The 22,513-nt window shown below is 64.0% G+C and carries 24 protein-coding genes; 9 read left to right on the top strand and 15 right to left on the bottom strand.

Features of this window, described 5'->3' with window-relative positions; translation table 11 throughout:
• Nucleotides 1–7 precede the first annotated feature (7 nt).
• The 3 genes from B3B04_RS00240 to hisC are packed head-to-tail and all read left to right on the top strand — an operon-like array spanning nucleotide 8 to nucleotide 2,911.
• Nucleotides 8–1,093: a DUF2125 domain-containing protein gene (locus tag B3B04_RS00240; protein ID WP_292038554.1), complete on the top strand. Its 1,086-nt coding sequence runs from the start codon at nucleotides 8–10 to the stop codon at nucleotides 1,091–1,093.
• Nucleotides 1,093–1,773 (top strand): hypothetical protein, encoded by a 681-nt coding sequence (locus tag B3B04_RS00235; RefSeq protein ID WP_292038552.1) that lies wholly within the window; start codon nucleotides 1,093–1,095, stop codon nucleotides 1,771–1,773. Before B3B04_RS00240 ends, B3B04_RS00235 begins: the two co-directional genes overlap by 1 nt.
• A 34-nt stretch (nucleotides 1,774–1,807) precedes the next feature.
• Nucleotides 1,808–2,911, top strand: a complete 1,104-nt coding sequence (gene hisC / locus B3B04_RS00230) for a histidinol-phosphate transaminase (RefSeq protein WP_292038549.1) — start codon at nucleotides 1,808–1,810, stop codon at nucleotides 2,909–2,911.
• 59 nt (nucleotides 2,912–2,970) lie between these two features.
• Here hisC and B3B04_RS00225 read toward each other — a convergent pair whose 3' ends face one another.
• From B3B04_RS00225 to B3B04_RS00205, 5 genes are all read right to left on the bottom strand, one after another.
• Nucleotides 2,971–3,750 (bottom strand): MipA/OmpV family protein, encoded by a 780-nt coding sequence (locus B3B04_RS00225; RefSeq protein WP_292038547.1) that lies wholly within the window; start codon nucleotides 3,748–3,750, stop codon nucleotides 2,971–2,973.
• 68 nt (nucleotides 3,751–3,818) lie between these two features.
• Complete coding sequence (locus B3B04_RS00220) at nucleotides 3,819–4,529, bottom strand: lysophospholipid acyltransferase family protein (protein ID WP_292038545.1); 711 nt, start codon at nucleotides 4,527–4,529, stop codon at nucleotides 3,819–3,821.
• Nucleotides 4,530–4,534: 5 nt separating this feature from the next.
• Nucleotides 4,535–5,173, bottom strand: a complete 639-nt coding sequence (locus tag B3B04_RS00215; protein ID WP_292038543.1) for a YdcF family protein — start codon at nucleotides 5,171–5,173, stop codon at nucleotides 4,535–4,537.
• A gap of 9 nt (nucleotides 5,174–5,182) precedes the next feature.
• Complete coding sequence (locus tag B3B04_RS00210; RefSeq protein ID WP_292038541.1) at nucleotides 5,183–6,091, bottom strand: cell division protein FtsX; 909 nt, start codon at nucleotides 6,089–6,091, stop codon at nucleotides 5,183–5,185.
• Nucleotides 6,088–6,756 (bottom strand): cell division ATP-binding protein FtsE, encoded by a 669-nt coding sequence (locus B3B04_RS00205; RefSeq protein ID WP_414632051.1) that lies wholly within the window; start codon nucleotides 6,754–6,756, stop codon nucleotides 6,088–6,090. The genes B3B04_RS00210 and B3B04_RS00205 overlap by 4 nt, the downstream gene beginning before the upstream one ends.
• 170 nt (nucleotides 6,757–6,926) lie before the next feature.
• Between B3B04_RS00205 and B3B04_RS00200 the strand changes: the two genes are divergently transcribed.
• The gene (locus B3B04_RS00200) at nucleotides 6,927–7,847 is read left to right on the top strand and encodes an MJ0042-type zinc finger domain-containing protein (protein WP_292038537.1); all 921 of its coding nucleotides are present in this window, start codon (nucleotides 6,927–6,929) and stop codon (nucleotides 7,845–7,847) included.
• A complete protein-coding gene (locus tag B3B04_RS00195) occupies nucleotides 7,840–8,373 on the top strand; it encodes a phosphoribosyltransferase (protein WP_292038535.1) in 534 nt (177 codons plus the stop codon). The genes B3B04_RS00200 and B3B04_RS00195 overlap by 8 nt, the downstream gene beginning before the upstream one ends.
• Before the next feature lie 37 nt (nucleotides 8,374–8,410).
• Here the strand turns inward: B3B04_RS00195 and lysA are convergent, their stop codons facing one another.
• Genes lysA through argH form a run of 3 tightly spaced genes read right to left on the bottom strand, consistent with a single transcriptional unit; the run spans nucleotide 8,411 to nucleotide 11,335 of the window.
• Nucleotides 8,411–9,712 carry a diaminopimelate decarboxylase gene (lysA, locus tag B3B04_RS00190; protein WP_292038533.1) on the bottom strand — a complete coding sequence of 434 codons (1,302 nt, stop codon included), beginning with the start codon at nucleotides 9,710–9,712 and terminating at the stop codon, nucleotides 8,411–8,413.
• Between the two features lie 43 nt (nucleotides 9,713–9,755).
• Nucleotides 9,756–9,974 carry a hypothetical protein gene (locus B3B04_RS00185; RefSeq protein WP_292038531.1) on the bottom strand — a complete coding sequence of 73 codons (219 nt, stop codon included), beginning with the start codon at nucleotides 9,972–9,974 and terminating at the stop codon, nucleotides 9,756–9,758.
• Nucleotides 9,971–11,335, bottom strand: coding sequence for an argininosuccinate lyase (gene argH / locus B3B04_RS00180; protein WP_292038579.1), 1,365 nt, complete (start codon nucleotides 11,333–11,335; stop codon nucleotides 9,971–9,973). The genes B3B04_RS00185 and argH overlap by 4 nt, the downstream gene beginning before the upstream one ends.
• A gap of 94 nt (nucleotides 11,336–11,429) precedes the next feature.
• Between argH and B3B04_RS00175 the strand changes: the two genes are divergently transcribed.
• Nucleotides 11,430–11,990, top strand: a complete 561-nt coding sequence (locus B3B04_RS00175) for a TlpA family protein disulfide reductase (RefSeq protein ID WP_292038575.1) — start codon at nucleotides 11,430–11,432, stop codon at nucleotides 11,988–11,990.
• A 56-nt stretch (nucleotides 11,991–12,046) separates the two neighbouring features.
• On the opposite strand, the gene B3B04_RS00170 is transcribed toward B3B04_RS00175, so the two are convergent.
• From B3B04_RS00170 to B3B04_RS00150, 5 genes are all read right to left on the bottom strand, one after another.
• Nucleotides 12,047–12,382 (bottom strand): hypothetical protein, encoded by a 336-nt coding sequence (locus B3B04_RS00170; protein ID WP_292038529.1) that lies wholly within the window; start codon nucleotides 12,380–12,382, stop codon nucleotides 12,047–12,049.
• 88 nt (nucleotides 12,383–12,470) lie between these two features.
• Entirely contained in the window at nucleotides 12,471–13,130 is a 660-nt protein-coding gene (locus tag B3B04_RS00165; RefSeq protein WP_292038527.1) for an SOS response-associated peptidase family protein, read from the bottom strand.
• Between the two features lie 6 nt (nucleotides 13,131–13,136).
• The gene (locus B3B04_RS00160) at nucleotides 13,137–13,547 is read right to left on the bottom strand and encodes a DUF1801 domain-containing protein (RefSeq protein WP_292038526.1); all 411 of its coding nucleotides are present in this window, start codon (nucleotides 13,545–13,547) and stop codon (nucleotides 13,137–13,139) included.
• Between the two features lie 139 nt (nucleotides 13,548–13,686).
• Nucleotides 13,687–16,275 (bottom strand): ATP-dependent chaperone ClpB, encoded by a 2,589-nt coding sequence (gene clpB / locus B3B04_RS00155; RefSeq protein WP_292038524.1) that lies wholly within the window; start codon nucleotides 16,273–16,275, stop codon nucleotides 13,687–13,689.
• A 248-nt stretch (nucleotides 16,276–16,523) separates the two neighbouring features.
• A complete protein-coding gene (locus B3B04_RS00150; RefSeq protein ID WP_292038521.1) occupies nucleotides 16,524–16,715 on the bottom strand; it encodes a hypothetical protein in 192 nt (63 codons plus the stop codon).
• Here B3B04_RS00150 and B3B04_RS00145 point away from each other — a divergent pair.
• From B3B04_RS00145 to B3B04_RS00135, 3 genes are all read left to right on the top strand, one after another.
• A complete protein-coding gene (locus tag B3B04_RS00145) occupies nucleotides 16,714–18,624 on the top strand; it encodes a BCCT family transporter (protein WP_292038520.1) in 1,911 nt (636 codons plus the stop codon). The genes B3B04_RS00150 and B3B04_RS00145 overlap by 2 nt on opposite strands.
• Nucleotides 18,625–18,698: 74 nt before the next feature.
• Nucleotides 18,699–19,331, top strand: a complete 633-nt coding sequence (locus B3B04_RS00140) for a LysE family translocator (protein WP_292038517.1) — start codon at nucleotides 18,699–18,701, stop codon at nucleotides 19,329–19,331.
• A gap of 74 nt (nucleotides 19,332–19,405) precedes the next feature.
• Nucleotides 19,406–21,046, top strand: a complete 1,641-nt coding sequence (locus tag B3B04_RS00135) for a serine hydrolase (protein ID WP_292038514.1) — start codon at nucleotides 19,406–19,408, stop codon at nucleotides 21,044–21,046.
• 41 nt (nucleotides 21,047–21,087) lie between these two features.
• Here the strand turns inward: B3B04_RS00135 and B3B04_RS00130 are convergent, their stop codons facing one another.
• Entirely contained in the window at nucleotides 21,088–21,501 is a 414-nt protein-coding gene (locus B3B04_RS00130) for a hypothetical protein (RefSeq protein ID WP_292038511.1), read from the bottom strand.
• 67 nt (nucleotides 21,502–21,568) lie between these two features.
• Nucleotides 21,569–22,276, bottom strand: coding sequence for a DUF4893 domain-containing protein (locus tag B3B04_RS00125; RefSeq protein ID WP_292038508.1), 708 nt, complete (start codon nucleotides 22,274–22,276; stop codon nucleotides 21,569–21,571).
• Nucleotides 22,277–22,513 lie beyond the last annotated feature (237 nt).

Below are 22,513 nucleotides of genomic sequence, written 5' to 3'. Positions count from 1 at the left end.
GAACACCATGAGCCAAACCTCTGTCGAAAAGCCGCGCCACAGCCGCAAGGGCCTGTTCATTCCCTTTATTCTGGTGGGTATCGGTCTGGTCCTCTGGACGGGCTGGTGGTTATACCTGACGCATGAGGTCCAATCCCAGCTGCGCACGCGCCTGAGCCAGTTGGAAGCCTCCGGCTGGACGGTCAGCTATGACCACATGAGTGCCTCGGGCTGGCCCGCCCATGCCCGCATTTCGCTGCAAAATCTTCAGGTCGTCGCCCCGTCCGGCCACGGCCTGCGTGCGCCAGAGATGGCCGCCGAGGCCAACAGCTATAATCCGACCCGCTGGGTGATCGGTGCCACGCAGGGGCTAACCCTGGTGCGGGCTGAAAAGGGCGAGACCACCGTCAGTGGCGAGGCCATCCGTATGAGCCTGACCGGCCTTCGTCAGCGCTGGCCCAATGTGGCGATGGAAATGGTGGCTCCGGTTTTTATGCCTGCCGAAGGCGCACAGCCCTTTCCTCTGGCGAACGCCAAGCTGATCCAGCTCTATATGCGCCCGCATGTGGGGGCGAGCGTCGATGTGGGCACCGCCCCTCAAGCCCAGGACGATGTCGATGTCCTGTTCCGTCTGGTCGAGGCCAAGGGCCGCACGGGCGGTCCGGTGGAGGGCTTTGCCCAGAGCGGCGATCTGACCCTTCAGGTCGAGGCCGTGATCGAAAAAGCCAGTGCGCTGCGCCAACCGGCAACCGAGGCCGGTTTGTTGGCCGCATGGACGGCGTCCGGCGGCAAGTTCACCACCGTGCGCGGCGAAATGCGCGCCGGTATCAGCCACGCGCTGCTGACCAGCCCCCAGCTGACAGCCTCCGACAAGGGCCAGCTGGAAGGCGAGGTCCATTTCAAGGCTGAAAAACCGCTGGCCGCCATCGTCGGTCTGGCCGGTGCCCAGTCGGGCACGCCCATGGACCGTGCCGCCGCGGCCCATGCCGCTGCCGCCAGCCCCCAAGGCGGTCAGGGCGAAGATGGCCAGAACATCGAACTGAGCGTCCTGTTCCGCAATGGCCGCACCTATCTGGGCCCGTTTGCGCTGGCTCCGGCCCCGCAGTTGTTCTGATGCTGACCGAACCTCAAGACCACCCGCACCTGCGCGCGCTTGAAAAAGCCATTGCCGATGCGGTGGCCGCGCGCCTGAGCGCCGGTCCGCGCCCGACCCCCGATGCCGATGCCATCGCCTTACGTGATCTGCTCCGCACCCTGCCCGTGGCCCAGCGCGCCGCCGTGCGCGCCGTTATGGGCCGGATGGAAGTGGGGCTGAGCCGTCCGCTTTGCGCCTGCGGTGGGGTATCCCAGCTTTTGGCAGCCGACCGATGGGGCCCGTTTGCCCGCGCGGTGCCGGATGCCGATCAGGCTCTGCAAGCCGCCCGCCAAGGAGCCCGCGCCCTGATCGACGTGGGCCAGAAACCATGGTGGGGCAAGCTGCTGGGCATGCCGGAGTTGCGCGTCATCGCCGCCCTGCCCGACGATGCCCATGCCCGCCCGCGTGCCCTGCTGATCTCCGGCGAGAGCACCGGCCCTACCGGCGATGACCGCACCTATTGGGTCACCGACAGCGCCATGGCCGAGGAAGCCATCGTCGAGACCCTGTCGCGTACGGGGCTGGCCGCAGGCCTTCTGGCCAGCGCCCCAGGCTTGAAGCTGTTTGCCCTGAATGGCTATGTGCAGGCAGAAGACGAACGGCTGAACGCCGCACCGGGAGAATTGCGCGGCGTCATCGGTGCCGCGCCGGTATTTTAAGACGACCCTATAAAAAGACTGCGAGGAACGCTCCATGACTGACGCATCCAAGGCTGCCCCTACGCCCAAACCCGGCATCCTCGACATCGCCCCCTATGTGGGCGGCAAGGGCGCGCTGGACGGCGTGGCCGAGCCGATGAAGCTGTCGTCGAACGAGAACGCGCTGGGCGCCGGTGCCAAGGCCCGCGAAGCCTTCGCCTCCGTGCTGGAGAAGATCCACATCTATCCCGATGGCCGCGCCGACAAGCTGCGAGCCGCTGTCGCCGCCCACCACGGTCTGGAAGAAGAGCGCCTGATCTTCGGCAATGGTTCGGACGAGGTGTTCGCCCTCCTGAACCAGACCTATCTGAGCGCAGGCGACAACATCGTCACCGGCCAGTACGGCTTCCTCGCCTATCGTATCTCGGCCATGGGCTGCGAGGCCGAGGTCAAGCTGGCCCCCGAGCCGAACTATAAGGCCGAGGTCGACGCCCTGCTGGAGCAGGTCGATGACCGCACCAAGATCGTCTACGTGTCGAACCCGTCGAACCCGACCGGCAGCTGGAACACCGCCGAGGAAATCCGTCGCTTGCACGCCGCCCTGCCGCCGCATATTCTGCTGGTGGTCGATGAGGCCTATGCCGAGTTCGTGGTCGAGCCGGAGTATGAAAGCGCCTTTGAACTGGCGCGCACGGCCAGCAACATTGTTGTCACCCGCACCTTTTCCAAGATTCACGGCCTGGGCGGGCTACGCATCGGCTTTGGCTATGCGCCCAAGGACGTGGTCGATGCGATGGACCGCATCCGCCTGCCGTTCAATGTCTCGGTACCCGGCCTTGCCGCTGCTGTGGCAGCCGTCAACGATCTGGAACATCAGGAGGCCTCCCGCGAACTGGTGCTGGAATGGCGTCCGCGCCTGACCCAGACCATCAAGGGCTTTGGCTATGACGTCCTGCCGTCGGCAGGCAATTTCGTGCTGGTGCTGTTTGCTGACGGGGCAGAAGCCAATGCCGCCAGCGACTATCTGAACAAGAAGGGCATTATTGTCCGCGGCGTGGGCGGCTATGGCCTTCCACAGGGCCTGCGCATCACCATCGGCACCGCCGACCAGAACCGCGCCGTCATCGATGCCATCAGCGAGTTCGCCGCCAGCCGCTAAGGCAAGCTTTGCGTGTTAAGAAAAACGCCGCGCTCCGGAAGGGGCGCGGCGTTTTGGTTTTACATGCCGTTGAAGCGGACGACGCCAATCAGGCCCGCGCGCCAGGTATAGTCATCTTCCAGCAGCGGACTGTTGCGGGTATCGCCCAGATACTGCTCATAGTTGACGAAGGCACCGACACCGTAGCGGTCGCCGATCGGCACGGCGAGGAAGGCCGAAGCCCCTGCCGCCGAGATGCCGCCGTCGCCCTGAAACGCGGCATAGTCAGTGCGGGCGGCCTCTTCAGCTGTCACACCGAAATAGCGGTTCAGGCGGTCGGAATCGCCACCGCGGGCATAGCCCATCAGCTGCAGCAGACCCACCGGCGTAACGCGCTGGTGGCCGGCCTGAACGTTCCACACCATGCCCGCGTCATCGCCGGTCACATCCTGCGACAGGCGGCCACCGACCACCACATTCCCCGGCAGGCGCTTGAAAGCATAGACGGTGGCATCGCCACCCAGCTCGGGGCGGTCAAAGCCTTCGATATCACCGGCCGCAAAGCGCGGGCGCAGTTGCACACCAGCGCGGAAGTCATCGGTCTTGATCGCGTTCCAGCCGATACCGTCCAGACCGTTGGCATAGACGATGTCGCGATAGGAGGCCGATCCCCAGAAGGTCCAGTTCACATCCTTGGAACTGTCGCCTGTCGCACTGAAGCCACGCACGAAACCGCCGCCCACGTCGACCTTCCAGGTCTTGGGTTCCTCTACGGATTCATAAGGCTGCGACTGGGCCATGGCTGATCCAGCCATAAGGGTGCCGGCCGCAAAGGCCAGTGCGACGAGGTGACGGTGCATGCATAGCTCCTGAAGGGGGGACCGTATCTTTCGACACGGGTTCAGTTACCATTTTCAAAAACGTAGATTTATGTCTTCAAAAGGGCGACCGAGGCGGTTTCGATCCGCTCTTCCATCTGTTTCATCATCTCGCCGCGCTTGAGCCCGGCCTCGACCGGCGGCAGGAACTCGAACACGACCAGGCCCGGTTTGAAGCCCGTCATGCCTTTCGCTGGCCAGTGCTGGCCGGAGTTGGTCGCGATCAGATGACAGGCGGTTTCCACATCGCGATAAATGGCCGCCACGCCCGGTTTATAGTCCCCCGGCACGCCCGGCTGGGTGCGAGTACCCTCGGGAAAGATCATGATCTGGCGGCCATCGGCCAGACGGTCACGCGTGTGTTTGACCATGTCCTTCAGCGCCTTGGCATGCGCGGCACGATCCACCGGGATCATCTTCGTCTTCCATGCGAACCAACCGAAGAACGGCAGCGGCATCAGTTCTTTTTTCAGGACGAAGCAAGGGTCATCGAGGAAGGTGAACGGGGCCACCACATCCAGCATGCTCTGGTGTTTGGCAGCGACCAGCGCCCCGCCCGTCGGGCGATGCTCCAGCCCGCGCACCTCGACCTTTACGCCCATGATCCAGCGCAAGCCGAACAGCACCATGCGTGCCCATATCCTGATCACGCCCATGGCCGGTCCATGCGACATCAGCAGCGCAGGCGAAAGGCCGATCGCGCAAATGGGCATGGACAGATAAAGCCACAGCGAAAACAGCAGCGAGCGGATGGTATTCATTCAGGTCAGGCCTTGGCGTCGACGGCGGGAGGCAGAGCCTCGGCCGGTCGTTCAGGATGTTTGCCTTGCACGCGATGCAGGGCCTCGCGCCCCAGCACGGCAAGATATTTCATATACTCTAGCGTCATGCGCCGTGCGCTGACGGAAACGCGCCACCAGTCCGGCTGTCCCAAAGAGGGGGTACGCACCGCATAGGGCGTCAGCTTGACCCCCGGCAGGGCGCTGCGGATCTCCAACAGGGAGCGCGGCATGTGATAGTCGGAGGTCACCACGATCAGGCTGCGATAACCGCGCGCGCGGGCCCACTCGGCGATTTCGCTGGCATTGCCGACCGTGTCCTCGGCCTCGAAACCCAGATCGACGCAGCAGTTGAACAGCTTGCTGGAGCCCGGAGTCAGGGCGCGCAGTTCGCGGCGGCGAACCTCGCGGTTGACGCCCGAGATCAGCAGGCGATCTCCCTTGTCCAGCTCCAGCAGGCGAATACCCATGTTGACGCGATCGGCGGAGGGACCGGTCAGGGCCACAATGGCATCGGCGCGCGCCGGCTCGGGCGCAGGCGTCAGGTCATGAACCCGTCCGGCGAACACGAACAGGCCGACCAGCCACATGATGGCCACCGCCGCGATCAGGGTCAGAAACTTCATCGCCCCTACCTAGCCACGACCTGACAGCTTCGCCAGTGCCGTCAGACGTGCGGCCAGCACGGCTGTCCCCGCCGCCAGCAAAGGACAGACCACCAGCACGGAAAGATCGGAGAACCATACCGGCAGCGCAGGCGTCACGCCCGACTGTCCGCCGATCACCCGTAGCAGCCCCATCACCAGAGCGGCCACGACGGCTCCTGCCGCACCCGCCACCAGTGCCAGCTTGCCGAACAGGGCCTGATAGAGGCCTGCGATATGGCGGTCAGAGGCACCATTCAGGCTGAGGGTCTCAATGATGGACGACTGGGCGGTCATCCCCGCGCGGGTGGCATAGGCGATCACCGCCGCCGTGGCTCCGGCAATCAGGACAAAGGCGGCAATGGCCAAGGCTGTCACCATGCCCGCCGCACTTTCCACCTCGCCGCGCCACAGGCTGTGGTCGTCCACGCTGGCATCAAGGCCTGCTTCGGCCAAGGCGCTGGACAGCGCTTGCGGGGTTGCGGGATTGTCGGCTGACAGTTTGACCACCACCAGATAGGGCAGCGGCAGGTCCGGCAGAGCCGCCTCACCCACCCACGGGCGCAGCAGGGCCTCGGCCTCCTTGCGGTCCATGGCGTGGGCTTCGTCTACACCGTCGACGCCCGCCAGCGTCTCGGCGGCGCGGGCGGCAGAGGTCGGTCCGGTTTCGTCGACGCGCGGACGCACCTGTACAGTGGCCTCTCCGCGCAACTCACCGGCCCAGCCATGGGCGGCACGGTCGGCAGCCAAGGCCCCGACAGCGGCGATACAGGCCAGAAAGCACAGCACACCGATCACAGCAGCCAGCCAGCGCTGGTCCCAGCGTTCACGGGGCAGAAGTTCACCCGGCACCGGCAGAGGGCGACGGCGGGTAGCCGCAGGCGGAGGCGTATGGGTCATCCGGCCACCCCCTCTGCGGGCTGACCGTTCCATGGATGCTGGGGCGGGGCCATGGGTGTCACGTCCGACAGATGGCCGCCCTCCAGACGCAGCATCCCCGCGCCATAGCGTCCGGCAAGCTCGTCATCGTGGGTGGCGATCAGCACCGTGGCCCCCAGTTTGTTGAGCGAGGTGAACAGACGCATCAGCTTTTCGCCCATAGCTCTGTCAACACTGCCTGTCGGCTCATCAGCAAGGATCAGGCGCGGACGGGTGATGACGGCACGGGCAATGGCCAGACGCTGTTTCTCTCCGCCCGACAGCGCCGGAGGCAAGGTCTCGATCCGCTCGCCCAAGCCGACCCAGCGCAGCATTTCGACCACATCCTTTACATAATCGCGCGGCTTCTCGCCGTTCAGGCGCAACGGCAGGGCGACATTGTCGAAGGCTGACAAATGGTCCAGCAGGCGGAAATCCTGAAACACCACACCCATGCGGCTGCGCAGGCCAGGGATGCGGGCGCGCGGCAAATGGGTGACGTCTTCTCCAAACAGGGTGATTCGCCCCGCATGGGCGCGCTCGCTCAGGGTCAAAAGTCGTAAGAGCGACGTCTTGCCTGCACCCGAGGGTCCGGTAAGGAAATGGAAAGAGCCCTGCGGCAAAGTTAGGTTAATATCGCGCAGCACCGAAGGTCGGTCGGGATAACCAAACCCTACGTTCGTCAGGCGCGCGGTATTGATCTCTCTGTCTGGCACGTGGGTGCGTCGCTCGTGATCTGGCATAGGGCTAATTCGTTTTGGACCGGGGCGTGCGCGCCCTCGACAGGAGGGGGCCACAAGGCTCGCAGTCAGCACACATGATACTGACCTGCCCCGCCTGCGCCACCAGCTATTTCGTTCCGGACACCGCAATTGGTCCGAACGGACGGCGTGTGCGCTGTAAATCCTGCGGTCATGACTGGCGCGCGGTCAGCGAAGACGCGCCTCTGGACCTGGCCGAGGTGGCCGCAGCCGTGGCTCCGGCCTCGCCGCTGGATGCGCCGCTGAACGAAGACCCCGCCACGCCACCACCCCTGCCCCAAGCCTTCCGCGCCCGCGAGCAGGAACGCCGTCGTGCGCGCGAAGCTGTCCGTCAGGGTCTGGCCTGGGGCCTGCTGATCGTTCTGATCATGGCGGTTCTGTTGTCTGCCTATATCTGGCGGGACAGCATTGTCGCCCGCGTGCCCGGACTGGCTACAGCCTATAAGGCGGTGGGTATCCACACCAACGCCGTGGGTCTGGAATTCGAGGCCGAGAACGCCCGCTATGCCGCCCATGACACCAGTCGCGTGGTGGTCTCGGGTGCCGTGCGCAATATTCGCGACCATGAAATCGTCGCCCCGCCGATCCGCATCTCCATCCTCGACAATGCGGGACGCGAGATCGATCACAAGATTATCCGCATCGACGGACCGCCGGTTTTGCCGGGCAAGGTGGAGGGCTTTGCCGCCATCCTCCCCAATCCGCAGGGCCGGTTCGCCACCGCCTCCATGACCTTTATCACCGAGCCGAAGGCCAAACCCGCTGCGCCCCCGAAGGCCGCTCCAACCGCAAGCCCCAAGGGCGCAGCCGCCGAGGCTGAAGCCGTAGAAGCCGCAGAAGCCGAGTCGGTGGCAACCTCTCCCACCGAGACGACCGCCAACCGTGCCGACGGCCTACGACGTATTGGTACCCTGCCTTCGACAGACCAGCCCCTCGACAACGGGGCTTTGTCGGGGGTATCGGCTGGGAATGGCTGACACCCCCCTATCCGCGCCGACCGTCCTGCTCGCCCAAAGCGAGATTGAACGCATCAATGCCGAACTGGCCCGTCAGATCGCTCCGGTGATCGATGACGACACGGTCGCCGCTGTTTTGCTGACGGGGGGGCTGTGGTTCGGATCGGACCTGACCCGCGCCCTGTACCGCGAAGGCCGCAACGTGAAGTTCGACGCGGTGTGGATGTCGTCCTATGGCGATGAAAAGCAAAGCCGTGGCAAGGTCACGGTCCGCGCTCCCTTCCAGCGCTCGATGGAAGGCAAGACGGTTCTGCTGATCGACGACGTTCTGGACACCGGCCTTTCGCTGGTCGAGGCCGTGCGTATCACCAAGGAAGCCGGTGCCGCCCGCGTGCTGACCTGCGTCTTTGCCCGCAAGCCTTGCGAGCATGAGCGGATGGAGCCGGACTTTGTGGGTTGGGAAGCGCCCGCGCGCTTCCTGGTCGGCTATGGCCTTGACCATCAGGGCGGCATGCGCGGTCTGCCCGATATTTGCGCCCTCGACTAAGACAAAAGGCCCCTCGGATGAGGGGCCTTTTTCTTGGTCACAGCCAGTCGGCGATCGGCTCTCTGGACAGGATGTCCTCATAGCTGGGGCGCGGTTTGATGACCGCCCAGCGGTCCCCGTCCACCAAGACCTCTGCGGCCATGGGGCGGGTATTGTATTCGCTGCCCATCACGGCGCCATAAGCACCGGCAGACATGAAGACCACCAGATCGTCGGCCTTCAGCGGGGTCAGTTCACGGTCGCGGGCGAAGGTATCACCCGTCTCGCACACGGGTCCGACAATGTCGTGCGGCAGGGCCGCGCCGTCCACCGGACGCACCGGCTTCACATCGTGGAAAGCTTCGTAGAGGGCCGGACGCATCAGATCGTTCATCGCCGCATCCAGCACCAGGAAGCGGCGACCGTCGGTACGCTCGTTCACATGCACGACGCGGCTGAGCAACACACCGGCATTGGCCGCCATCAGGCGCCCCGGTTCAAACGCCGCTTCGACATTCAGCCCATCCAGCACGCCGGCCACCATGGCGATATAGTCGGCGGGCGGCGGGGTATTGGTTTCGCCATAATAGGGCACGCCGAGGCCACCACCGAGGTCCAGACGGGTGACCGTATGGCCCTGTTCGCGCAGCGTCTCGGTCATACCGCGTATGACTTTGAAGGCGTTTTCCAGCGGGGTCAGGTCGGTGATCTGGCTACCGATATGGCAGGCCAGACCGACCGGATTGACGTGCTCGGAACTAGAGGCCACGGCGTAGAGGTCCAACGCCTCTTCGACCGGCACACCGAACTTGTCGCCCGCACCACCGGTGGTGATCTTGGCGTGACCGCCCGCACCGATCTTCGGGTTCACGCGGATAGCCACATCAGGGTACGCTACCGGCCCCGACGCGGTCGGTTCCTGCTTGAGCGATTTGACCACTGCAATCAAACGCTGAAGCTCGGTCGAGCTCTCGACGTTGATCTGGCGCACACCCTGTTGGATGGCGAAGGCCAGTTCGGCATCGGTCTTGCCCACGCCCGAGAAGATGATCTTGGAGGCCGGAATACCGGCCTTCAAAGCGCGGCGGATTTCGCCTTCAGACACGGTGTCGGCACCACAGCCCATGGCGCCCAGCACCTTGAGCACCGACAGGTTGGAGTTGGCCTTGACCGCGAAAGCGATCAGCGCCTCGCCCAGCGCGCCCTTATGGGCATCGCAGGCGTCGCGCATCAGGCCATAATGGCGGCGCAGCGTCCCGGCCGAATAGACATAGGTGGGCGTGCCCACCTGTTCGGCAATCGTCTCAAGGCTGACGCCCTCCGCATGAAGGACGCCGTCTTTCAGTTCAAAGAAATGCATGTCGCCTCCCCCGGCGAGGCAGGGCCATCCGGCCTGTAAGCGGTTACTGCGGTCGGCGACCGATAGGGTCCGACGGACCGCCCTCGATCGGTGCCTGGCCGATGGGGCGGTTGATGGTGGCCGGATCGGCATTGCGATCGGTCCATCGCGACGCGGTCGAGCGGTTGCCTTCTACAGCACCCGGCGGTTGCAACTCGCCCATCTTGCCGCAGGCCGACAGGGTAAGGGCCGCCATTGCGGCGAGGATCAGGGTCTTTTTCACAGGCGCGTTCTCCAGTCAGCAACACGGGCGCGGACCTGATCCGGAGCCGTACCGCCATAGGACTGACGGCTGGCGCAAGAGGCCTGCGGGGTCAGAACTTCGTACACGCCTTCGTGGATGCGGTCATCCAGCGACTTCAGGTCTTCAATCGGAAGTTGCCCCAGATCGACACCCAGCTGCTCGGCACGCTTCACGGCGGCACCGGTCACATGGTGGGCCTGACGGAACGGCAGGTTCAGTTCGCGCACCAGCCAGTCGGCAAGGTCCGTCGCGGTCGAGAAACCGGCACCGGCAGCGGCGGCCATCTTCTCGGTATTGGGACGGAAGGCGGCGATCATGGCGGTCATGGAGGTGATAGCCAGATCAAGGGCGTCAAAAGCCTCGAACACCGGCGGCTTGTCTTCCTGCATGTCCTTGGAATAGGCCAGCGGCAGGCCCTTCATGACCGTGGTCAGGGCGATCAAAGCACCATTGATGCGGCCCGTTTTGGCGCGAACCAGTTCGGCGGCGTCAGGGTTTCGTTTCTGTGGCATGATCGACGAACCGGTCGTCAGATCATCAGGCAGGGTGATGAAGCCGAACATCGGCGTCATCCACACCACGATCTCTTCGGCCAGACGCGACAGATGGCCTGCGGCGATAGACGCCGCCGCGAGGCTTTCCAGCGCGAAGTCACGGTCCGACACAGCATCAAGGCTGTTGGCCATCGGGCGGTCAAAGCCCAGAGCCTGCGCCGTCGCATGGCGGTCGATCGGGAAAGGCGAACCGGCCAGCGCCGCGGCACCCAGCGGGTTTTCGTTCATACGGGTGCGGGCATCGGCAAAGCGCGAGGCATCGCGGCCGAACATCTCCACATAGGCCATCAGGTGATGGCCCAGCGTCACCGGCTGCGCGGTCTGCAAATGGGTAAAGCCCGGCATCAGGTCGCCGGCATGCTGTTCTGCGCGGTCCAACAGGGCGCGTTGCAGGTCTTTCAGCTGCTCGATGGTGCGGTCGGCGGCGTCACGCACCCAAAGGCGGAAATCGGTCGCCACCTGATCGTTGCGCGAGCGGGCGGTGTGCAGACGGCCCGACGGCTCGCCGATCAGCTCCGACAGGCGGGCCTCGACGTTCATGTGGATGTCTTCATAGGCATCACGGAACGGGAAGCTGCCGTCCCTGATCTCACCCTCGATGGTGTCCAGACCGGCCAGAATGGCCTCGGCATCGGCCTGCTGGATGATGCCCTGCTTGGCCAGCATGCGGCAATGTGCGCGCGATCCGGCCAGATCCTGTGCCCACAAACGTTTGTCTACGCCGATGGAAACGTTAATAGCCTGCATGATGTCAGCGGGCTTGGCGCTGAAACGGCCACCCCACATGGATTGGCTTTGAGGCTTGGCGGAAGGCGTATCGGACATGAGCGGCTCTAAACGGACTAAGGCGATCGGGTTCGGGATCGTCGCTTTGATCACAGTGATCGCGGGCGCAGGGCTGCTATACGTCAATCAGGACGGTGCTAGCAAAGGGTCTGATGCAGTATCGGCCACATCTTCACCATTGGCAGTCCATGCCAAGGGTCCGCTGGCGCGTCTGCTGACACCCGAGCCGGTGCCTGCACCCGACTATGTGTTCCTGAATGCGGAGGGAGAACAGGCCCGCTTTGCCGACTTCAAGGGCAAGGTGACGGTGGTCAATCTGTGGGCCACATGGTGTGCGCCGTGCAAGCTGGAGATGCCCACACTGGCCGCGCTGGCCAAGCGCTATGAGGGACGTGACGACTTTGCTGTGGCGGTAATCAGTATGGATACCGACCGCGCGCAGGACGAAGCCCGCGCCTTCATCGCCGAGCATCCGCCGCTGGCCTATTACAGCGATCCCAAATTCCAGTTGGCGTTCGAGTTCCCCGGCAAGGGGGCCATGCCGCAGACGGCCCTGCTGGACCGCGAGGGGCGCGTGGTGGCCGTGATGATCGGCGAGGCCGACTGGAACGGGCCGGAGGCGATTGCCCTGATCGAGGATGTTTTGGCGAAGTAAAAAGAAGGGCCGCTCCATCGGAGCGGCCCTTTTCACTTTCAGGCGTTGATGGGGTCTTAGTTGACCGGAACGCGCTGATCGGTAGCCGGATCGACGGCACCCGGACGGCCTTGAGCGGCAGCCTCGGCCTGATTGGCCTCCAGCTTGGCGCGTGCATCGGCAGCCAGATTTTCCGTGCCTTGAGCGGCCTTCATAGCGCCGGATTCGATCACTTCACCGGCAGTTGCAGCGGCGTTCTTGGTCGCATCAAGTGCATTGTCGGCAGCGACAGCAGCATCGTCCGCCGCGGCCTCGGCGTTAGCCTCGGCCTGCTGCTGTTCGGCCTGGGTGCAGGCGGCGGTGCCCAGAGCCAGAACGGCGGCGCTGGCCAGGAAGATGGAAGCTTTACGCATGGGATAGTCCCCCTTCGTCAAAGTTTGGGCCGCTCTCGCGGGTCGGCAGCTAAACGTGGGTGCGGGCTCGGGGTTGCGTCAAAATGTGTCAGAACAATTCGCCCTGCGCGGGCGGCGGCACGGGTTTGGGCTGCGCACGCGAAGGGGTGGGGCGCGGGGCGGGGGTCGCGATAAGCGTGCCAGATGGCGGCGGGATCAACAGCTCTTGCGACGGCACCTCCCCACCCAGCCAGTCGGCCCAACGGGCGGGCGGCAGGGGCAGGACGCCGCGCGTGTGGAACGGGGCCACGTCCGGTCCCGGTTCGGCGGTCAGAAGGGAGAAACGCACCGCCTCTTCCTCGGCCCGCCACAGGGCCGCCAGCATCAGGATGTGATCGTCCGGATCATGCAGTTTCCAGCGGGTCTTGGGCGTGCTGTCACCTGTGAACTCGAAGAAGCCGGAGACGGGGATCAGAGCGCGACCACTAGCGGACTTATTGGTGAAGGTGCGGCCTTCGCTGCGATAGTTGATGACCGGCCCTGCGCGCCTACCATCGGCGCGGACGGGCGGGGAGAAGCCGAAGCTGGCCATCAGGCCTTCTGCGTCTTCGCCGGATTGGCGGACCAGAACCGTGCGGTTGGTCGGGCGCACTTCATCCTCGGGGGCAAGGTTGGGCAGGCCGTCCTTGAACACCAGACCGATGCCGACCTCGGCGAAGGTCTCGACCAACTGGGTCACCGAAAACTTGGCTTCGAACGAGGCGCACATGGATGGCTACATCTTCTCGCCCGGCAGGGCCGCCGCCTGCTGGAACCAGCGGGTCAGCAGGGCCTCGTCCACGGTGTCGCCCTCATGGATATGGAAATACCGCACCGCTGCCTGTTTGGACGCTACGGGCGGCACAGGGTCCATGGACGCGTCCTGAAAGAAGGCCAGTTTCACATAGCGGTCAAAGCAGTGAAAACTGGTGAACCACCCCTGCCCTTCCAGCCCGTAGAGCGGCGTATTCCATTTTACCGCCTTGGCGACCTGCGGCACGGCCTCGACAATCAGCCGGTCCAGCGCCTCGCCCACCGCGCGCTTCCAGTCCGGCATGGCGGCGATGTAATCGCGCACCGGACCCTCGCCATAGCCCTTGGCGATCTGCGGATTTCCGCCCGACAGCAGGCGCGGTGTCTCGCTCATGGCTTGTCTCCTCCCGAGCGACAGGATCAACCCGAAGTGGCAGGAGAACAAGCGCAGCTGTGCCAATAGCCACCAAACGGGTCAATGCTGCCAGCAGGGCGTGAGAGAAAAGGGCGGCTCTGGGAGCCGCCCTTTCTGTTTAGTGGACTTGGAGTTTACCGATTTGGAGGCCGTTTTCGCCTGCGGAGACATGGACGACGGAGCCGTCGGTGAACTCGCCTGCCAGAAGTTTGCGGGCCATGGGGTCGACCAGTTGTTTCTGGATGACGCGTTTCAGCGGGCGTGCGCCGTAGACGGGGTCATAACCCTTGTCGGCGAGCCAGCTGAGGGCGCTGTCGTCCAGATCAAGCTGTAGGCGGCGTTCGTGCATTAGGGCTTCAAGACGCTTGAGCTGAATGCGAACGATGCCGCCCATCTGTTCGCGGCCAAGGCGTTTGAACAGGATGATCTCGTCGATGCGGTTCAGGAACTCGGGGCGGAAGTGGCTACGGACCACCTCCATCACCGGCTCGCGCACGGCCTCGACATCATCGCCCTCGCCCTGCCCTGCCAAGAACTCCGACCCCATGTTGGAGGTCATGATGATGAGGGTGTTCTTGAAGTCGATGGTGCGGCCCTGACCATCGGTCAGGCGGCCATCGTCCAAGACTTGCAACAGGATGTTGAACACATCGGGGTGGGCCTTTTCGACCTCGTCGAACAGGATGACCTGATAGGGGCGACGTCGGACAGCTTCTGTCAGGGCACCGCCTTCATCGTAACCGACATAGCCCGGAGGGGCACCGATCAGACGGCTGACCGAGTGCTTCTCCATATATTCCGACATGTCGATGCGGGTGATGGCGCTGTCGTCGTCGAACAGGAACTCGGCCAGAGCCTTGGTCAGCTCGGTCTTGCCCACGCCCGTCGGGCCAAGGAACAGGAAGGAGCCGATGGGCTTGTTCGGGTCGTTCAGGCCTGCACGCGCGCGGCGCACGGCGTCGGAGACAGCCTCCAGCGCATCATCCTGACCCACGACGCGGGCGCGCAGCGCGTCCTCCATCGACAGCAGTTTGTCGCGCTCGCCTTCCAGCATTTTATCGACCGGAACGCCCGTCCAGCGCGAGACGACGGCGGCGATCTGCTCGGCGTCCACCACCTCGGCAGCGAGGGTCGAGGCTTTTTGCTCTTCGTTGGCCTGGGCCTCTTCGAGCTGGCGTTCCAGTTGCGGAATCTGGCCGTAGGCGATTTCGGACGCGCGAGCGAGGTCACCCGAGCGCTGGGCGTTGGTCAGTTCTAGGCGCAGGCGATCCAGCGTCTCGCGCAGCTGGGCAGACTGACCGACCTTGTCCTTATCGGCCTTCCAGCGGGCGGTCATTTCCTCGGACTGGGCTTCGAGATCGGCGATCTCGTCTTCCAGTTTTTCGAGACGCTGGCGCGAGGCGTCGTCGTCTTCCTTCTTGAGGGCTTCGCGCTCGATCTTCAGCTGGACGAGGCGGCGGTCGATCTCGTCCAGAGCCTCGGGCTTGGAGTCCACAGCCATGCGGACACGCGATGCGGCTTCGTCGACCAGATCGATGGCCTTGTCCGGCAAGAAGCGGTCGGTGATGTAGCGGTTCGACAAGGTGGCGGCGGCCACGATGGCGCTGTCAGAGATACGAACGCCGTGGTGGACCTCGTACTTCTCTTTCAGGCCGCGCAGGATGGAGACGGTGTCCTCGACCGTCGGCTCCTCGACCATGACCGGCTGGAAGCGACGGGCAAGGGCGGCGTCTTTCTCGATGTATTTGCGGTACTCATCCAGAGTAGTCGCACCAACGCAGTGCAACTCGCCGCGTGCCAATGCCGGTTTCAGCAGGTTCGAGGCGTCCATCGCACCATCGGTTTTGCCCGCGCCCACGAGGGTGTGCATCTCGTCGATAAACAGAACGATCTGGCCTTCGGCGGCGGCGACCTCGTTCAGGACGGCTTTCAGGCGCTCTTCGAACTCGCCACGGTATTTGGCACCGGCGATCAGCGCGCCCATGTCGAGCGCGAGGACCTTCTTGTCCTTCAGGCTTTCGGGCACATCGCCGTTGACGATGCGCAGGGCCAGTCCCTCGACGATGGCGGTCTTGCCGACGCCGGGTTCACCGATCAGCACAGGGTTGTTCTTGGTGCGGCGGGCCAGCACCTGAATGGTGCGGCGGATTTCCTCGTCGCGGCCAATGACAGGATCCACCTTGCCGTCGGCGGCAGCCAGCGTCAGGTCGCGGGCATAGCGTTTCAGGGCGTCATAGCCGTCTTCGGCACTGGCGCTGTCAGCCGTTTGGCCCTTGCGGATTTCGGCGATGGCGGCGTCCATCTTGTCAGGCGTGACGCCCACAGCGCGCAGCACATTGGCGGCCACGCCACCCTCGCGAGCGATGGCGGCAAGCAGGCGCTCGGTGGTGACGAACTGGTCGCCAGCGGCCTTGGCGTCGTCCTCGGCCTTGGCGAAGACGCGGGCGGTGTCGCCGTCCATATACAGTTGGCCAGAGCCGCCCGAGACCTGCGGACGCTTCTTCAGCGCGGTCTCGATGTCGGTGACGGCGCGGTTGGCATCACCACCGGCCTTGATGATCAGATTGCGCGCCAGGCCGTCGCGCTCTTCCAGCAGCACCTTCAGCAGGTGCTCGGGCGCGAACTGTTGGTGACGGCGCGCCAGGGCCAGCGACTGGGCCGATTGGATGACCTGTTTGGCGCGGTCGGAGTATTGTTCAATATTCATTCTAGGCATCCCCTGAGAGGCGGATTAAAGGGCCGCGCCCCGCCTTTGCAGCAACGCAGCCCCGTTAAGCCTCAGGTGGGAAAGCCGGTGTTTTTCCGCAAGGGGATTTTCTTTTTTGTGGGGCCTACCGCGCTTCGCGCTACTTGAGGTCGGTTGGGATTGCGGGGCCTACTGCGCTTCGCACTACTTGAGGCCGGTTGAGATTGCGGGGCCTACCGCCCTTCGCGCTGCTTGAGGCCCGTGGCCCCCTAATCCGCCGGTGGGGCCCGTCGAGAAATCGAACTGTTCGGGCTGGCGGCGCGGGCCGGAGCCAGTTGCCACGTCAGACCGATATAGAAGGCGCGCAGGCAGGCGCATTGCTCGGCTCCCAGCATGGCCAAGCTGTAACTATAGGTTGAAGTCGGGAACTTTTGCCGCACCCAGCCAGTTAGGCTGGCCATGCTCTCTTCAATGAATGTGCGCACCTTTGCCGGTGCGAGCGCGGTGATCGGCCTGTTGGTCGCTTTCGCCATCCTTGCCCCCAATCTGGCGGCAGATGTGTTCAGCGCCGCCCAAGGTTGGACGATCGAGAATTTCGGATGGTTTTATGTGACCGCTGTGGCGGTCTTCTTTGTTTTGATGGTCTGCCTGGCACTGGGCCCGACCGGCAAGCTCAAGCTGGGGCCGGACGATTCCGAGCCTGAGTTCCCCTATATTTCGTGGGTGGCGATGCTGTTTGCCGCCGGTATGGGTATTGGCCTGATGTATTTCGGTGTGGCCGAGCCTGTGCAGCACTACATCACACCGCCCGAGGCCCCGCCCGAGACAGTGCTGGCCGCCCGCGAGGCCATGGCCATCACCTATACGCACTGGGGCCTGCACGGCTGGGCCATCTATGGTCTGGTGGGTCTGGCGCTCGGCTATTTCGCGCACCGCAAGGGGCTCCCCCTGTCGATGCGCTCGGTCTTCCACCCGCTGATCGGCGACAGGATCTATGGCCCGTGGGGCGATGTGATCGATATCTTCGCCATCTGCGGCACGCTGTTCGGTATTGCGACCTCTCTGGGTCTGGGGGTCAGCCAGATCGTCAGTGGTCTGAGCGCCCTGTTTGGCGTGCCCAACACCCCTATGACTCAGGTCATTCTGATTGTTGTGGTGGTGGGTCTGGCCACCATTTCGGTGCTGTCAGGTGTCGGCAAGGGCGTGCGTCGCCTGTCGGAGCTTAATCTGGTCATCGCCGTCTGCCTGATGCTGTTTATCATGCTGGCCGGTCCGACCCTGTTCCTGATCCGCGCCTATGTGCAGAATTTCGGCCTGTACCTCGACCATTTCGTCATGCGCAGCTTCCAGCTCTACGCCTATGAGCCGCGGGCATGGCTGGCGGACTGGACCTTGTTCTACTGGGCGTGGTGGATGGCGTGGTCGCCATTTGTGGGCATGTTCATCGCCCGCATTTCCAAGGGTCGTACGGTGCGCGAGTTTATTATCAGCGTGCTGACCGTGCCGACCGCCTTCACCTTCCTGTGGATGACGGTCTTCGGCAACTCGGCCATGGCGCTGGACATGGGCTTTGCCCAAGGCGCGATTGCCGATGCGGTGCGTGCGGACCTGTCGACGGCTCTGTTCAAATTCCTCGAATACTTCCCGATGCCAATGATCACGTCGGGGCTGGCGATTGCGCTGATCATGGTTTTCTTCGTGACCTCGGCGGACTCGGGCGCTTTGATCCTCGCCAATCTTTCGGCGGCCAACACCGATGATGACGATGCTCCCAAATGGATGCGCGTCTATTGGGCCACCGCTCTCGCACTGGTGTCCTCGGCGCTCCTGGTCGCTGGCGGCCTGTCGGCGTTGCAGACGGCAACCCTGCTGGTGGCCCTGCCATTTGGTATCATCCTGTTGATGTCGGGTGTGGGTCTGGTGCGTCAGATGAACGCCGACCTGCGCGGCGATATTATCGAGCAGAACCAGCCCCATCTGGGGGCCCGTCTGCGCTTCATCTTTGCACCCGCCAGCCGCGAACAGATCGAGCGCCAGATGGAGCGGACCGCACGTCCGGCTCTGGCCGAGGTCCATGAGGCCCTGAGTGCCAATGCCGAATACGCCCAGCTGGAAGACACCGAAGACGGGATCAGCCTGACGATCAACACCGAGAAGGGCCGTCCGTTCCACTATACCACCATGCCCAAATCGCGTCCGCGTCCGGCGCTCAATGCCTCTGAGGCGCGCCAGAACCGTCGTGCCATTGAATGGCGCATGGTGGCGACCAGCACCGATGGCCGTCGCCCGCGTGACATCACCGGCTTTACCAAGGAACAGATTGTCTCCGACGTTCTGGACCACCTGCAGCGTTGGCGCTCTGCGCTGTAGGGGGATAAGTCGGCTTTCGGCTTCGGCGTTCGTAAGCTAAGCCTTGAGGGTTCAATCGCGCATGTGAGGCCGTGGTGACCCTTCCTGTCGACCCCAGCGTTTTACTGCCCTTTTGGGCCGCCGTGATCCTGATGGAGGTTACGCCCGGACCGAATATGGGCTGGCTGGCGCTGGTGTCGCTGTCACAAGGGCGCACGGCCGGACTGGCGGCAGTGGCCGGAATCACGCTGGGTCTCAGCCTGTGGATGGTGGCCGCCGCCTTCGGCTTGACGGAGGTGGTCATGCGATGGCCCGCCCTCTATCAGGCCATCCGCTGGGCCGGCGTACTGTTTCTGCTGTATCTGGCGTGGGACGCTTGGCGCAGCACAGACGCCATCGCCCCCGAGACGCCCGAACCTGCCTTGCGTCGACAACTTTTCCGGCGCGGCTTGATCGGTAATCTGCTGAACCCGAAAGCGGCGTTACTTTATGTCGTATTGCTGCCGGGCTTCATGCGACCGGGCTATGGGGCACCCCTTGTTCAGGCACTGGCGCTGGGCAGCCTGCATATTGGGGTCAGCATCGTCGTACACAGCGCGATTGTGCTGACAGCCTCGCGCGCGGGCGGCAGTCTGCTGACGCGCCAGCAAAGCCCCGTAATGCGAACGCTGATGGCCCTTTCCCTCGTCGCGGTCGCCGCATGGACAGCGTGGGAAACGCGACTGTAGAGGTGCGCACCCGGACACTTGGCGCGGGGGCGCACCGAGGTTAGCGTGTCTGTGCAGTTTATGCCGGAGCGCACATGATCCCCAGCCTTTCCCGCCGCGCCGCTCTTTTGAGCGGAGGCGCAGTCGCCCTCACTTCCAGCCCGGCGTTTGCCCGTGCTGCGGCCAATGACGATACCTCGCTGGCGCAAAAGTTCGATGCCTATGTGCAGAAATGCCTCGCCGCATGGCCCGATCAGCCTGCGGTGTCGGTGTCTCTCGTCAAGGATGGCCAGACGCTGTTGGCCAAGGGCTATGGCACCCGCATCAAGGGTCAAAACGCGCCGGTCGACGAGCACACCCTGTTCGCTATCGCCTCCAACTCCAAGAACGTCACCGCCGCCTGCCTTGGCATGCTGGTCGACGAGGGCAAGGTGAAATGGGACGAGCCGGTCAAGGCCTACTTGCCGGAGTTTACCCTGTCGGATCCGGTGATCGCCGAGCGGATCACTGTGCGCGATACCCTGTCCCATCGGGCGGGTTTCGGGCTGGGCGCGGGCGATCTTCTATTCTGGCCCAACAGCGACCGTTCGCGCGCCGATGTGCTGCGTCAGGCGGCCTTCGTGCCGATCGAGGACGGCTTTCGCGCCAACTATCACTACTGCAATCTGATGTTCGTGGTGGCCGGAGCCATCATAGAGCGGATGTCGGGCCTGACGTGGGAAGAGTTTGTCCAGACGCGTGTGTTCAATCCTCTGGGTATGACCGACAGCGTGCCACTGGCCCGACTGGCCGACGCGTCGAAGTCCGCCCTGCCCCATGGCCGCATCGGCCCGCCCCTGCGCTATCAGGGCGAGATGCAGCAGATCGCCCAGTCGATTGCCGAGGTGTGGAACTGGGACAATGCGGCGGCAGCGGGCGGTATCTGCGCCAGCGCCCATGACTGGGCCAAATGGATCGCCCTGCGCCTGAACAATGGCGAAATGGCCGATGGTAGCCGTCTGTTCTCCGAGGCCGTGGCCAAGGAGATGTACAAGCCCAACATCATTGTCTCCTCGTCCGAAGGACCAACGGCGGCCCTGCCGAACCGCGCCATCGCCTCGACCTATGCGCTGGGGCTTCAGGTGCAGGACTATCGTGGCGAGCGGATTGCCACCCATGGCGGCGGATCGCCCGGCGGGATTTCGGCGACAGTCCTTATCCCGGGGCGCAAGACTGGGTTCTCGGTCTTTACCAACGCCGAAGAGAGCTTCCTGCTGCGGGCGCTGCGTTCGGGTCTGTCCGACATCGCCATGGGCAAGGAAGACGTCGACTGGATCGCCGACTCCAAGCGTCTGGAGGCCGAGGGCATCCAGAAATCGCTGGCCGCTGCTGCCGAGATCGATGCCAAACAGCGCACTGGGGCACCCACCCCGCTGCCGCTGTCAGCCTATACCGGCACGTGGCGTGATCCCTGGTATGGCGATATTGTCATTGCCGAGCGCAGCGAAGGACGCGGTCGCAACCGTCGCAGCGGCCTGTGGGTCACCTTTACCCACACGCCAGCGCTCAAGGGCTGGATCGAGCCTTATGACGGCAATACCTTGCGCACCCGTTTTATCGACAAGCGCGAGGAAGATGCCTTCTTCACCTTCGAGATCGAGAACGGACAGCCGGTGCGGGCCACGCTGAAGGGCGTGTCGCCGGACATCGACTTCTCCTACGACTATCAGAACCTGCGCCTGACCAAGGTGGGGTGATGGCAAAAGGGCCGGATCACACGATCCGGCCCTTTTCAGTTTCAGCGGCTTTCGCGCTTGCCCGCTTCGAGGATGGGCATGCCCGCCTCGGTGGGGATGTAGATGGTCTGGCGACCTTCCTTGCCCGCGGTTTCCTGCAACATGTTGATGTAGGACCAGCGCAGATAGTTCTCCGGACCGCCCAGAGCCTCGGCCATGATGCGGTTGGCCTCGTTGGCCCCCTTGGCGCGCTCGATCTCGGCCTGAGCGGTCAGCTTGGCAGAATCCAGAGCCGCTTGCGCTTCCAGCACGCGGATGCGGCGGTTCTGCACCGCCTCCTCATAGGCGGCGCGCCCCTGCATCTGCTTGGAATAGACGTTGTAGGTGGGCATCCCCACCAACACGATAGCCAGGATCGCCACCACGCCGACGATAGACCAAATGATCGCTTTGGTGCCGATTTGAGTTTTGGACATAGACGCGATCCCGTTTAAATTTCCCGTCAAATCTGAGACTTCGCGACGGTGGTGTCAACGCAGGGCGTCAGCGCGCCGGAACCAGCTCCAGAATGTCCAGATTCGATTCATTGCGCGGCCACGGCAGCACCAGACGCCAGCGCTCATCGCCGATACGCTCGACCATGCCCACCAGATTGCGCCCCTCTTGTGCGCCATAGGCCGGTGCCACGTGTTCGGATGCCAATGCCATACCGCCAAGGAAGACCATGTGGCGGCCATCCTCGGGATACAGCAGGCCCTCCGGCCGCTGGGAGCCGGTCAGTTTGCTCAGGCGCAGGCCTTCGGGCGTGCGGTCGATGCGGCAGCCGAACCAGCCATAGACCACATAGCCCAAGCCCTCGTCACCACCCTGCGAGCCCAGTTTGACCGTGCGACAGCGGTAGTTGCCCGTGGGCGGCTGGGGATCCGCCAGCACCTTCGCCGGATTGATCAGGTCTCCCAGCGCGGAGAGATCGCCCGATCCGGGCTGGCGGCGGGCCTGTTCCAGCGCGTGGCTCCACGCTTCGGCGCGGCGGCCATAACGGTCACGGTCAGCAGGCGTAATCACCCCGCGCCAGTCCTTTAACACCATGGCCATGTCAGGCGCGGGCGGCGGAGGCGGCGGGGCCTCCTCGCTGAAATAACGCGGCGTGGCGCAGGCCCCCAGGGCCAACACCAGCGCGAGCGGCGCGCACGCCCGACGTATAGCGGGCGAGGTTCGGGTGACAAAAGACGACAGCACTGCCGAAACCATACAAATCTCTCTTCCGGCCACTTTAACCGTTGTCCATAGCAGGCCTGTCTCAACCTGCGTCGTCAAGCCCGTAAGATGCCACAAGCCTCACAGTCCCGTGGGTGATTATATCCGGTGGGGGTGTGCGCACAACGACCAAAGGCCGGACAGTCACCTGTCCGGCCTTTTCAAGATCGTCTTGATGGCTGGGTTCAGCCCTCGTCGGCCGGAGCCTCGGCTTTGCGGCGCGGGGCGCGG

It is taken from the genome of Brevundimonas sp. UBA5713, from assembly GCF_002419815.1.
Taxonomy (GTDB): domain Bacteria; phylum Pseudomonadota; class Alphaproteobacteria; order Caulobacterales; family Caulobacteraceae; genus Brevundimonas.
This window is presented reverse-complemented; position numbering and strand designations above follow the sequence as displayed.